We start from the raw sequence: 12,106 nt of genomic DNA, 5'->3' as shown, positions 1-12,106 counted from the left end.
TGCTGTCTCGGATGCTTGGTCAGGCGGCCGGATTCAAAAAGGCGACGCTATTTGGTCGGCTTCTTTCCGGTGACGCCGAAGTGCACCAGCAGTGCCAGGTTCGGCTTGAGCTCGGCCTGCTTGACGCCCCAGCTCTGGAAACCCTTCTGGTGCCCCGCGACCGCCGCCAGCATCGCGACGAGCGAGCCGGCCATGGCGGGCGCGCTCACGTCCTTGTCGACCTTGTTCTTGCTCTGGAGATCCTTGATGGAGTCCGTAAGAGAATTGGTGACGGCATTGAGGATCTTCATGCGGATCTTGTAGAACCGCTTGTCACCCTCGGCCGCGCCCAGGTCGACGACGCGCAGAATCGCATCGTGCCTGCGCCAGAAGGAGAGGAAGCCCTCGACCAGTTCCTCCGCGGTCTGCCAGCCGGACTTGCCCACCCAGGAGCGTTCGGCGACAAGATCGGTCAGAGTGGCGCCTTCTTTGGCCATCTCCTCGGCGATTTCGAGGACAGCGCCCTCGACGTCCGGGAAGTACTGATAGAACGTAGCGGGTGAAGTCCCCGCTTTTCGGGCTACATCGATGACCTTGACGTCCCGATAGGGGGACGAACTGAGCATTTCGCTGAGGCAGTCGAGAAGCTTTTGCCGCGTCGCCTGTCCGCGGCGGCCGGCAACTCTGCCGTCGACGGTTCGCACTTGTCCTGTCATGCCGTCAGCTTACCGAGGGGTGATCGGAGCGCGATTTGGCTGCCTGCAAATGGGGATGGGGGAGTTCGGGTTGCGCGGCCGGCCCGTCTGTGCGGGTGGCGGGCCCGCCCGCGGCTGCGGCCCGCATGGCCCCGCTTGGCCCGAATCGGTGAACGGTCTTATCAACAGGCTGTGGACAACTTTGGTGGACAAGTGGTCCCTCTCTGCGGCGCAAGTACAGTGCGATGGCCGTCAGTTGAACTTCTGCCCCGTGCGTTCCGAGTCGTCGGCGGCCCCGATGCGGCCCCTGTGGATCGATCAGGTATTCGAATTCTCGCCGGGCGGGCCGGGTGAACCGGGGCTAGCGTGGGCATACGGCCGAGACGGCTGCCGCTGTGCGCTGTCTCACGGGCCGCACGGCGCCGCATCGGGGAGTCGTGGCGCCGAAATGACCTTCGAACACGCAGAATTGGACCGCAGGGCCGGGAGTGAGGACGGGGAGGGCATAACCGGTGGGGGAGGGGCGCGCGCAGTCGATGCAATGGCATGGTTTCGGCCACCGCGGATATCGGATGCCGGAGAGTGTGAACCGCTCCCTCGATACGCCCGTCAAACGGAATGGTGAACGTCCATATGTCGGGCGGTACCGCGCGAAGAACGTCCATAACCGATGGGTAACCCCTGGGGCAACCACCCGTCGAGGGACGTATAGGAGCACGTCAGGCGGGGTTGGGTTACATCGGGTAACGGGCTCGGTGCGGGCTACGGGGGGTATGCCGTGACACGGCGGACAGGCCCCGGGTTCGCAACCGTCGGCTCGGCCAGGAAGAATCAGCACGCGTACGGCCGTTTCGACAGTCCTCGCCGCAAGGCGGGGAGACGCTGCACGGGGCAGTGGCTCTCGGCGGCTCGTGGCTATTGAGAGTCTCTTTTTACGCCCCACGGGGAGGTGGCAGGCAAGTGGTGGAGCAGCTGAAGCAGCTGACGCAGCACGATCCCCGGCGGATCGGCCCGTTCGAGGTGCTCGGCCGTCTCGGGGCCGGCGGCATGGGACTGGTCTATCTGGCGCGCTCGGCGTCCGGCCGGCGCGTGGCGATCAAGACTGTGCGTACCGAGCTCGCCGAGGACCAGCTGTTCCGGGTCCGCTTCACACGCGAGGTCGAGGCGGCCCGCGCGGTCAGCGGCTTCTACACCGCGGCCGTGGTGGACGCCGACCCGCGCGCCGCGGTGCCGTGGCTCGCGACGGCCTATGTGCCCGCGCCCTCCCTGGAGGAAATAGTCAATGAGTGCGGGCCGCTCCCGGCCCAGGCGGTGCGCTGGCTGGCGGCCGGTATCGCCGAGGCGCTGCAGTCCATCCACGGCGCGGGCCTGGTGCACCGTGACCTGAAGCCGTCGAACGTCCTGGTCGTCGAGGACGGCCCGCGGGTGATCGACTTCGGTATCGCCTCCGGGGTGTCCAACACGCGGCTCACGATGACCAACGTGGCCGTCGGCACGCCCGCCTACATGTCGCCCGAGCAGGCGCGTGACTCGCGCAGCGTGACGGGCGCGAGCGATGTCTTCTCCCTCGGCTCCACCCTGGTCTTCGCCGCTACGGGACATGCGCCGTTCCACGGTGCCAACCCGGTCGAGACGGTTTTCATGCTGCTGCGGGAGGGCCCCGACCTGGCCGGCCTGCCGGACGAACTGCGTCCGCTCATGGAGTCCTGTATGCAGATGGAGGCCGGCCAGCGGCCGTCCCCCGCCGATCTGCAGTCCCAGCTCGCCCCGCATCTCTTCGGCTCCGGCAGCGACGACAGCGGTACCGCCTCGGCCTGGCTGCCTCCCGGCGCGGTGGCGCTCATCGAGGGCCGGCGCGGCGGCCGCTCCGCCGTAGCCGCCAACGGCCAGCGGGCCGGCTCCGGCCGCGCCGCAGGCCGCCCGGCACCGGCCGCACCGCCGGCCCTGCCCGCCTCGCCCCCGATGCCCGCGGCACAGCCCGTCCCGGCGCCGCCGCGGCCCGAGAGCGCCCCCGTCGGCGCGGAGTCCGGCTGGGGCGGCCAGGTCGGCGCGGGCCCCGGCGCGCACCGCGTCAGCGACCCGCGCGGCGCCCACCCCGGCCCGATGCCGCAGCCCGCGGCGCTCGGCACGGACGCCCCGGCCCGGGTGACCCCGGTCTCCGCGGCGCCGCCCGTCGGTGCGCTGTCCGCCGCGCCGCCCGCCCCCGCGGACGGCGCGGCCGGACCCGTACGCCTCGGCGGCTCGCCCTCCCCGATAGGGCCGGGCCCGCGCGCCGACTCCCCGGGCCCGCAGCCCCGCGGGCAGGCCGGTGCCGCCACGAACTGGGTACGCCCGCCCGGTGCCCCCACGACCGGTGTGCCGCCGCAGGGTCAGGCCGGCGGCGCAGCGGGGGAGGGGCCGGGCCGCGGTGAGGCCCCGCCGCCGCCCGAGGCACCGCCCGCCGAGCCGGGCCGCTGGCGCCCCTGGCGGTTCCGGATGTCGAACGACGTCTGGGGCACCCCGGCCGTCGCCGACGATCTGCTGTACGTCACGTCCTTCGAGGTGCATGCGCTCGATGTGGCCAGCGGGCGCCGCAAGTTCAAGACCCGGGACGTCGCCTGGGCGATGGCGGTCGCGGAGGGCCGGATCCATGCCTCGGACGGCCCGAGCCTGTATGCGCTGGACGCCGAGGACGGCAGCGACCGCTGGCGGCTGAACACCGAGGGCTGGGTCTACGCCCTGCAGGTCGACCGCGGGACGGTCGTCACCACCACCCGCGGCGGCGGCATCCAGGCATGGGAGGCCGGCACCGGCGAACTGCTGTGGGAGGCCGGCGGCGTCCAGACCGACTTCGAGAGCGCCGAGGCCGGGCCCGTGGTGCACGACGGCACGGTCTACGTCTGGGCCGATGCGCGGCTCAAGGCGCTGGAGGCGCGGACCGGCGCCGAGCGCTGGTCGTATCCGATCGGCGACGCGGCGGCCTGCGGCGGCGTGCCGATGCGGCTGCTGCCGGCGTCGGACGGTGCGGTCTACGTGGTCGCCGGCACCCGGGTGCTGGCGCTCGACAGCGCACGCGGTGATGTGCGCTGGCACTTCGAGGCGCCCGCGGTGTTCCTGAGCCCGCCCGCCTTCGCCCCCGGCCCGGCCGTCACCGGCGGCGGGGTCTATCTGGCGGACTACCTCGGCACGGTCTACGCGCTGGACGCGGCGGACGGCCGCGACCGCTGGCGGATCGCCACCGAGGCGCGGCAGTCCGGCGAACCGGTGCTGGTCGCCCACGGTGCGGTCCATCTGGGCAGCGGCAAGGCGCTCTACACCCTGGACGCGGTCACCGGCACCCCGCGCTGGCGGTTCCAGGCCGGAGCCGAGGTCGTCGGCGCCCCGGTCGTCGCGGAGGGCCGGGTGCACTTCGGCTCGGCCGACCACTGCCTCTACACGCTCGATGCGATGGGCGGCCAGCTGCGCTGGAAGCTGGAGACCGGCGGCGAGATCACCGGCTCCCCGGTGGCGGTCGGCGGCGTGGTGTACGCCTGCAGCAAGGACCGCTGTGTGTACGCGCTGGACGCGGCCAAGGGGACGGGGCTGGCGCGGCGGTCGTAACGAGCAGTGACCGGCAGGCCTGAGGTGCCGCGCGCGGCACCGCCGTAGGGGCCCGGCCGTCTACTGCCGCTCCTCCGGGGGCTGTTCGGGTTCCTGCCGCCGTGGGGGCGGTTCCGGTTCCTGGCGCCGTGGAGGCTGTTCGGGTTCCCGGTGTCCCGGCTGCCGCTGTTCCCTGCCCCACTCCACGGGAGGTGTGGGCGGCTGCTGATGGGCCGGCATGGTCGGCGGGGGCGGCGGGGGTTGCTGTTGCTGGGGCTGCTGGGGTGGCGGTGGCTGCTGCCGGGTGGGCGGGGGCGGCGGGGGCACCGGCTGGGGAGCGGTGGGGGTGTCGTCGCGCGGCCCGTAGGCGCCGCCGCCGTGGCCGCCGGGGGCGGGGCCCGCCGGTGGTCCGGTGGGGGTGGGGCCGGTCGAGTACGGCTCCGGGTTCCACTCCTCGGCGCCCGGGCGGCCCGCGTCCCAGGGTTCGGGCGTCCCCGGGGGGTAGGGCGTGTCCTCGTCGTAGCGCGTGGGGGCGGCATAGCGCTCGTCGTACGGCGGGCGTCCGTAGTAGCCGTCGTCATACGGCGGCCGTCCGTAGTACCCGTCGTCGTACCCGCGGTCGTATCCCCGGTCGTCGTAGTCGCGGTCGAGGACCCGGCGGCCGCGGCCCCGCATGACCAGGGCGCCGAGCAGCAGCAGGGCGCCGCCGCCCAGGGCGTTGGCCACGCCCACCCCCAAGCCGCGGGCGCCGGCCGTCAGCTCGCTTGCGGCCTGCCCCTGGCGGACCATCCACAGGACCGTGAAACCGAGCACCACCAGGCCGGCGACGGTCACCAGCAGCCGGGAGCGCAGGGCGACACCGATCAGGGTCAGCAGCGCGGCGAAGGCCATGGGGAGGAGGAGCGAGCCGAAGAGCGCGGCACCGTTGCCCGTGATGCCGTGGAAGAGGTCCTCGATGCGGACGTCATTGCCGTGACGGCCGTCGTACCAGGGACGGAAGGGGCTCCAGACGGCGGCCGCCGCTCCGGCGAGGGCGATCAGCGACCCGAGAACGTTGCGCACCACGGGCGTCGCCTCGCTTCGGGTCGTCCAGTCGTCCTCCGTGACCGACGCTACGCCTGCGCGTCTGCGCCCGCGAGACAGGTACGCCCGCCCGCGTGGGCCGGTGCCCCGTCCGGGGTGTCACCGGCTCTTGCTAGGGTGCCGTGCACGCGTCAAGCCACAGTGTGGCGACGGGGTCGGACGTTCTCACGGGGGATCGAGCGGAGTATGAAGCAGCGCATGCGCATGGGCACGGCCGTCCGCGGGGGCGTCCGCAGGGGGAGCAGAGCGGCGGCCGCAACCGCCCTGGTACTGGTCACGGCCGCCACGGCCAGCGGCTGTCTCCTCCCTCAGCGGCACCCCGTGATCCTTCCCCCCTCCCCGACGCCCACGTCCACGTCCAGCGACGGGTACGACACGAGCGAGCCGTCGGAGGAGCCCACCTACTCGCCGTCGCCGGCCGAGGAGACCTACGACCCGGACGGCCGGGATGACGTCAGCGGCCGCAACTGCGACTTCTCCAATTCGCTGCGGCAGTTCACCTACACGGTCTCCATCACCAATCCGTCCACGACGGACTCCTTCTCCTACGACATGGCCGTCAACTGGATGAAGGCCAAGCCGGCCGACGGCAAGGCGTACGGGCTGCACCAGCGCTCCATCGTCGTCGGCCCCGGGGACACCGAGACGTACACCGCCAAGTACACCGTCAACCAGTCCTCCATCGGGCAGTTCTGGTACACCTGCCAGATCACCCGGGCGCACAAGACCCGGATGTAAGGGGTCGCTGCCCGGTGGGCCGCCGCTTCGGTGGGTCATCTCACCGGAGGGCCGCCGTCGGGTCCGCCCTCCTGGTGGCCGGGCCGCTTCCGGGCGGCGAACAGCTCCGCCTGGCGGTCCGGGGGCAGATTGCCCAGCGCGATCAGCTGCGGGGCGTGGGCCAGGGCCGGCGCCGCGGCCGCCTCCCGGGCCGCCCACAGGGCGCGTACGGTGCCCTGGACCGCCTCGGTCGGCTGAGCGGCGAGCACGGCCGCACGGCGCAGCGCCACCTCGGCCGCGGCGCCGGGCGCGGTCAGCTCGGAGACCAGGCCGATCCGGTAGGCACGGGGTGCGCCCAGCCGCTCCGCCGTTCCCATCAGGGCCAGCCGGGCGATCTCCCCGTAGGGCATCCGCTGTGCCATCGCCATGGATTCGTACGCGCTGACCATCCCGTAGGTGGTGTGCGGGTCGAAGAAGGTGGAGTTCTCCGAGGCGATGAGGAACTCGGCCTCGCCCAGGAGGTAGAAGGCGCCGCCGCAGGCCATTCCGTCGACGGCGGCGATCACCGGCTTCCACAGGTCGTTGGCCTTCGGGCCGATGTGGAGCAGCGGGTCGTCCAGGGAGAAGGGCGAGGACGGCTGGGGGACGTGTGCGGAGCGGTCCAGGCCGGTGCAGAAGGCCCGGCCGCCGGCGCCGGTGATCACCGCGGCCCGTACGGCGTCGTCGCAGCGGAACGCCCGCCAGGTGGCGGCGAGTTCGGCGGCGGTGTCCAGGTCGATGGCGTTGTGCCGGTCGGGCCGGTCGAGGGTGACCAGGGCGACCCCGTCCTTGACCGCGGTGCGCAGGGTCATGGCCGCTCCAGGAGCCAGCGGGGCACGGTCATGCCTTCCGGGAGGGTGTGGAAGGCGGCCTTCACCGGGGCGCCGATGCGCAGCCGGGCGGGGGCGACGGAGTTGAGCGGGGCGTCGGCGGCGGTGACGAGGTTGCCGACGAGGCGGATGCGCGGGGCCTCCGCCAGCTCCACGACGATCGCGTTGTAGCCGGGCAGGGCGGCGTACGCGGGCAGCAGCGGCGGGTGCGGCAGCACGTAGGACCAGATGCGTCCGCGGCCGCTCATCTTCTGCCAGCGGGCGGCGAAGGACTGGCAGTACGGGCAGCAGGGCCGGGGCGGGAAGCGCAGGGTGCCGCAGTCGTCGCAGGCCTGGATGCGCAGCTCGCCCCTGGCGGCGTACTCCCAGAACGGGGCGCCGTCCTCGTCGGGGACGGGAAGCAGCAGGCCACAGCCGTCGTCGGGCCGGCTGTCAGTGGCGGCTGGCACCCTCGGTGTCATGGCATCGCGCACGGATTCCCGCACGGGCCCGCCGGCGGGCTCACGAAGGGTCATGGCATCTCAACTCCTCAGCAGCAGGGCCGAGGTGGGGACGCCCTCGCCCGCGGTGACCAGACAGGTGGCGGCGCCGGGGACCTGCGCGGTGCTGGTGCCGCGCAGTTGCTTGACGCCTTCGGTGATGAGGTTGAAGCCGTGGACGTAGGCCTCCGAGAGGCCGCCGCCGCCGGTGTTGAGCGGCAGCCGGCCGCCGGTCTCCAGGGCACCGCCCTCGGTGAAGGCCGCGCCCTCGCCGCGCCCGCAGAAGCCGTAGCCCTCCAGCGAGAGCGGGATCAGGGGGGTGAAGGCGTCATAGATCTGTGCCACGTCGACGTCCTGCGGGCCCAGGTCGGCGCCCTTCCACAACTGCCGGGCAGCGGTCCAGGCGGGGCCGGTGAGCGGGTCGTCGTTCCAGTAGTTGACCATGCCGTGGTGCTGGGCGGGCAGGCCCTGGGCGGCGGCGTGGACGTAGACGGGCCGGTGGCGGCAGTCGCGGGCGCGCTCGGCGGCGACCACGACACAGGCCAGCGCGCCGTCGGTCTCCAGGCAGTTGTCGAAGAGGCAGAGCGGCTCGCTGATCCAGCGGGCGGTCATGTACATCTCGCGGGTCAGCGGGCGTTCGTACATCAGCGCCGCCGGGTTCTGGTTGGCGCGGTTGCGGCAGGCGAGGGCGACGTTGAAGAAGTGGTCGCGGGTGGCGCCGTATTCGTGCATGTAGCGGCGGGCCAGCATGCCGATCTCGTCGGCGGGGCGCAGCAGTCCGAAGGGGCGCGTCCACTGCCCCGGGGTGGGCAGCTGGACCCGGGTGTTCTTCCAGGGCCGCGGTCCGGAGCCGCGTTTGCGGGACCGCCAGGCGACGCCGACGCTCGCCTGGCCGGTGGCGATGGCGGCGGCCAGATGGGCCACCGTCGCGCAGGAACCACCGCCGCCGTAGCCGACCTTGGAGAAGTGGGTGACGTCCCCGGCGCCGATGGCCTTGGCGATCTCGACCTCGTCGGTCTCCTCCATGGTGTAGGAGGCGAAGGCGTCCACCTCCGAGGGGGCGATCCCGGCGTCGTCGAGCGCCGCGACGATCGCCCGGCAGGCCAACTCCTTCTCCGAGGCGGGGAGTTGTTTTGCGAACGGCGTCTGCCCGATGCCGGCTATCGCCGTAGCGTCCTTGAGGGTCGCCACCGTCGCCACCTCCGTGGTCGGTCGTCAGTGCTGACAGCGGAGGAGGCTACCGCTAATCTGACGACCAGTCAGCTAGTGGGACCGGCTCTTCGGCGGGAGGCAGTGCGATGCAGGACGATCCGGATGTGCGCGCCGATCTGGAGTACGGCGTCATCCCGCACCTCGTGCGCGCGGCGGCCCTGCGGTACGGCCCCCGGGAGGCCGTCGTCGAGGGCCGCACCCGGGTGTCGTACGCCGAGTTGGGGGAGCGGGTGGAGCGGGCGGCGGCCGCCTGTATCGCCTCCGGCGTCGCCCCAGGGGACCGCATCGCCGTCTGGGCGCCCAACACCCTCGACTGGATCGTCTCCGCCCTCGGGGCGGTCACCGCCGGCGCCGTCCTCGTCCCGGTCAACACCCGCTTCAAGGGCACCGAAGCCGCCTACGTCCTGCGCCGCACCCGTGCCCGGCTCCTCTTCGTCACCGGCACCTTCCTCGGCACGTCCTACGCCGCCTCGCTCCGCCGCGCCGCCCGGGAAGGCACCGGCCGCGGCCCACTGCCCGGCCTGCCGCAGCTGGAGCGGGTCGTGGTGCTCGCCGACGACGCCCCCGCCGACTTCGTCACCTGGCGGGACTTCCTCGCCGGCGGTGCGTCCGTGCCCGCGCGGACGGTCCGCGCCCGGGCCGATGCGCTGTGCCCCGACGACGCCTCGGACATCATCTTCACCTCCGGCACCACCGGCCACCCCAAGGGCGCTGTGATCACGCATGGGCAGACCCTGCGCGCCTATGACGTCTGGAGCGAACTCGCCGGCCTGAGGGAGGGCGACCGCTATCTGATCGTCAACCCGTTCTTCCACACCTTCGGCTACAAGGCCGGGGTCATCGCCTGTCTGCTGCGCGGCGCGACGATGATCCCGCAGCCGGTCTTCAGCGTGGAGACCGCGCTCGCCCATATCGCCGCCGAGCAGATCTCCGTCCTCCCCGGCCCGCCCACCCTCCACCAACAGCTGCTCGACCACCCCGCCCGCGCCCGGTACGACCTGTCCGCGCTGCGCCTGGTGGTCACCGGCGCCGCCGTGGTCCCGCTGGAGCTGGTCGAGCGGCTGCGCAGCGAGCTGAAGATCTCCACCGTCCTGACCGCCTACGGCCTGTCGGAGAGCTCGGGCATCGTCACGATGTGCCGCCGCGGCGATCCGCCCGAGGTCATCGCCACGACCTCGGGCCGGGCCCTGCCCGGTACCGACGTGCGGATCGCCGACGCCTCGGGCGGCCCGGTGGCCCCCGGCGAAGCGGGCGAGGTCCTGGTCCGCGGCTACCACGTGATGTCGGGCTACTTCGAGGACCCGGCCGGCACGGCCCGGGCCCTCACCCACGACGGCTGGCTGCGCACCGGCGACATCGGCGTCCTCGACGCGGCGGGCAACCTCCGGATCACCGACCGCCTCAAGGACATGTTCATCGTCGGCGGCTTCAACGCCTATCCCGCCGAAATAGAGCAACTCCTCGGCCGCCACCCGGACATCGCCGAGGTCGCCGTCATCGGCATACCCGACCCCCGGCTCGGCGAGGTCGGCAAGGCCTATGCGGTCCGCCGGGCCGGCTCGCTGCTCACCGCCGACGATCTGATCGCCTGGTCCCGCCGCGAGATGGCCAACTACAAGGTCCCGCGGGAGGTCGCCTTCGTCTCCGCGCTCCCGCGCAACGCCAGCGGCAAGATACTCAAGACCCGGCTGCGGCACGGCGTCCCGGGGCCTGCTCCTGCCTGATCCGCCGGCTGCCGGACCGGGCCCTGCGGACCACGGCGGCCTATGCGCCCGGGGTGGCCAGCGGGGCCGGCGGCCACTGCGGTCCGCCGGACCGGCCCCGCGTACGCAGCGCCCTACGCCCCCGCAGGCGCCCAGTCGGGCCGCCGGCCGCTGAGCCGTGCAGCACCAGCTCATCGAGGGCGACCCGGCCCGCGACCGCGCCCGGCGACTACTCCGTATACCGCGCCCGCAGGGCCGCCTTCAGCACCTTGTTCAGCGGCCCGCCGCGCGGCAGCTCCGCGGTGATCTCCAGCTGCTCCGGCAGCTTCTGCACCATCAGCCCGGCCGCCCGCAGATGCGCGGTCAGGCCGTCCAGGGTGGGCGGCGGCGCGGCCGGGTCGGCGGGGGTGACCACCGCGCACACCCGCTCGCCGCGCTCCCGGTCCGGCAGCCCGATCACCGCCGCCTGCGCCACCGCCGGATGGGTGTGCAGCAGATCCTCGATCTCTTGCGCGCAGATGTTCTCGCCCTTGCGGATGATGATGTCCTTCAGGCGCCCGGTGAGCACCAGATGCCCGTCGGGGCGCACGGTCCCCAGGTCACCGGTGTGGAAGTAGCCCTCGGCGTCGAAGGCCTCGGCGGTCAGCGCCGGGTCGGTGTAGCGCCGGAACAGCATCGAGCCCTTGAGCGTCACCTCACCGCTCTCCCCGACCCCGGCCTCGGACCCGTCCGGCCGGGCTATCCGCACCCGTGCGCCGACGACCGGCTTGCCGACCGTCCGCGCGAGCTGCTCGTCGCTGTCGTACGGCGTGCCCATCGCGATCATCGGGCACTCGGTCATCCCGTAGCCGTGCACGATCGCGCACGCCAGCTCCCGCCCGGCCTCCCGGTAGAGCTCCGGCGGCATCGGCGCCCCGCCGCCGGACAGCAGCCGCAGCGACGGGATCAGCTGGCCGGCTTGCGGCAGCCGCTGCCGGTAGTGCCGCGACTCATCGAGAAATGCCTGGTAGAAGGCGGTACTGCCGCCGGCCATGGTCACGCCGTGCCGCCGGTAGACATCGGCCGCCCGGCCCGGCTCGAAGCTGTCCAGGACGACCGCCGGAAACCCGCTGACCAGCATGGCGACGACATAGTCCGGACCGGCGATATGCGCGTACGGGAAGGCGATCGAGCCGATGTCGTCCGGGGACATTCCCAGCGCGGTGGCCAGCCCGATGCCACCGGCGATGAGGGTGGCATCGGTGTGCTCGACGCCCTTGGGGGCACTGGTGGTGCCGGACGTGTAGTAGATCCAGGTGGTGTCCCCGTCGCCGGCCGGCACCGGCTCCGGCAGCCCGCCCGGGTCCCCCACCGGCAGCCCCTCGTCCACCGGGAGCACCCGCACCCCGTCCCCGGCGAGCCTGCGCACCATCGCGGTGTGGTCGAACCCCCGCCACACGCCCGGTACGAGCGCCCACTCCGCCGCCGACTCCGCCAGGATGAAGCCCACTTCGCGTTCCCGGTGAAGGGGAATGACGGGTATCTGTACGGCCCCGAGCCGGGCCAGCGCCAGCGACGCGATCACCGTGTCGATCCGGGTGGGCAACTGCCAGGCCACCCGCGTTCCTGCCCCGATCCCCAAGGCCAGGAATCCGGCGGCGACATGGCGCGCCTGGTCCCGCACCTCGTCAAAGGTGGCGGTCCGTCCATACGCGTCGAAGAACATCGGCACGCCCTGCGAGGCCCGCGCGCGGTACTCGACCAGTTCCCAGAGCGTGTCTACGCGAGCCGATTCGAACACGGCGCCTCCTCGCTGAACGCGGGTGGCGTGA

9 protein-coding genes are annotated in these 12,106 nt (G+C 72.7%); 3 read left to right on the top strand and 6 right to left on the bottom strand.

Features of this window, described 5'->3' with window-relative positions; genetic code table 11:
* Positions 1-47: 47 nt before the first annotated feature.
* Complete coding sequence (locus BKA18_RS15635) at positions 48-695, bottom strand: TetR family transcriptional regulator (RefSeq protein WP_006604963.1); 648 nt, start codon at positions 693-695, stop codon at positions 48-50.
* 939 nt (positions 696-1,634) lie between these two features.
* On the opposite strand from BKA18_RS15635, the gene afsK reads away from it, so the two are divergent.
* Entirely contained in the window at positions 1,635-4,253 is a 2,619-nt protein-coding gene (afsK, locus tag BKA18_RS15630; RefSeq protein ID WP_366046669.1) for a protein serine/threonine kinase AfsK, read from the top strand.
* Between the two features lie 60 nt (positions 4,254-4,313).
* Here the strand turns inward: afsK and BKA18_RS15625 are convergent, their stop codons facing one another.
* Positions 4,314-5,297 (bottom strand): hypothetical protein, encoded by a 984-nt coding sequence (locus tag BKA18_RS15625; protein ID WP_366046670.1) that lies wholly within the window; start codon positions 5,295-5,297, stop codon positions 4,314-4,316.
* Between the two features lie 204 nt (positions 5,298-5,501).
* On the opposite strand from BKA18_RS15625, the gene BKA18_RS15620 reads away from it, so the two are divergent.
* Entirely contained in the window at positions 5,502-6,053 is a 552-nt protein-coding gene (locus BKA18_RS15620) for a hypothetical protein (RefSeq protein ID WP_366046671.1), read from the top strand.
* 35 nt (positions 6,054-6,088) lie between these two features.
* Here BKA18_RS15620 and BKA18_RS15615 read toward each other — a convergent pair whose 3' ends face one another.
* The 3 genes from BKA18_RS15615 to BKA18_RS15605 are packed head-to-tail and all read right to left on the bottom strand — an operon-like array spanning position 6,089 to position 8,571.
* Entirely contained in the window at positions 6,089-6,883 is a 795-nt protein-coding gene (locus BKA18_RS15615; RefSeq protein WP_366046672.1) for an enoyl-CoA hydratase/isomerase family protein, read from the bottom strand.
* The gene (locus BKA18_RS15610) at positions 6,880-7,362 is read right to left on the bottom strand and encodes a Zn-ribbon domain-containing OB-fold protein (protein WP_366046791.1); all 483 of its coding nucleotides are present in this window, start codon (positions 7,360-7,362) and stop codon (positions 6,880-6,882) included. Before BKA18_RS15610 ends, BKA18_RS15615 begins: the two co-directional genes overlap by 4 nt.
* A 60-nt stretch (positions 7,363-7,422) precedes the next feature.
* Positions 7,423-8,571 (bottom strand): lipid-transfer protein, encoded by a 1,149-nt coding sequence (locus tag BKA18_RS15605; protein ID WP_366046673.1) that lies wholly within the window; start codon positions 8,569-8,571, stop codon positions 7,423-7,425.
* Positions 8,572-8,678: 107 nt separating this feature from the next.
* Here BKA18_RS15605 and BKA18_RS15600 point away from each other — a divergent pair, with 107 nt between their 5' ends.
* Positions 8,679-10,316, top strand: a complete 1,638-nt coding sequence (locus BKA18_RS15600) for a FadD3 family acyl-CoA ligase (RefSeq protein WP_366046674.1) — start codon at positions 8,679-8,681, stop codon at positions 10,314-10,316.
* Between the two features lie 208 nt (positions 10,317-10,524).
* Here the strand turns inward: BKA18_RS15600 and BKA18_RS15595 are convergent, their stop codons facing one another.
* A complete protein-coding gene (locus tag BKA18_RS15595) occupies positions 10,525-12,075 on the bottom strand; it encodes a class I adenylate-forming enzyme family protein (RefSeq protein ID WP_366046675.1) in 1,551 nt (516 codons plus the stop codon).
* Between the last annotated feature and the right edge of the window lie 31 nt (positions 12,076-12,106).

Source organism: Streptomyces auratus (assembly GCF_050433025.1).
Taxonomy (GTDB): domain Bacteria; phylum Actinomycetota; class Actinomycetes; order Streptomycetales; family Streptomycetaceae; genus Streptomyces; species Streptomyces sioyaensis.
Note: the sequence above shows the minus strand (reverse complement) of the source record. Positions and strands in the feature narration are given on the sequence as shown.

Coding starts and splice junctions, on each gene's coding strand:
- BKA18_RS15635 (WP_006604963.1), bottom strand. CDS start 695: ATGACAGGACAAGTGCGAACCGTCGACGGCAGAGTTGCCGGCCGCCGC.
- BKA18_RS15610 (WP_366046791.1), bottom strand. CDS start 7,362: ATGACACCGAGGGTGCCAGCCGCCACTGACAGCCGGCCCGACGACGGC.
- BKA18_RS15615 (WP_366046672.1), bottom strand. CDS start 6,883: ATGACCCTGCGCACCGCGGTCAAGGACGGGGTCGCCCTGGTCACCCTC.
- BKA18_RS15600 (WP_366046674.1), top strand. CDS start 8,679: ATGCAGGACGATCCGGATGTGCGCGCCGATCTGGAGTACGGCGTCATC.
- BKA18_RS15620 (WP_366046671.1), top strand. CDS start 5,502: ATGAAGCAGCGCATGCGCATGGGCACGGCCGTCCGCGGGGGCGTCCGC.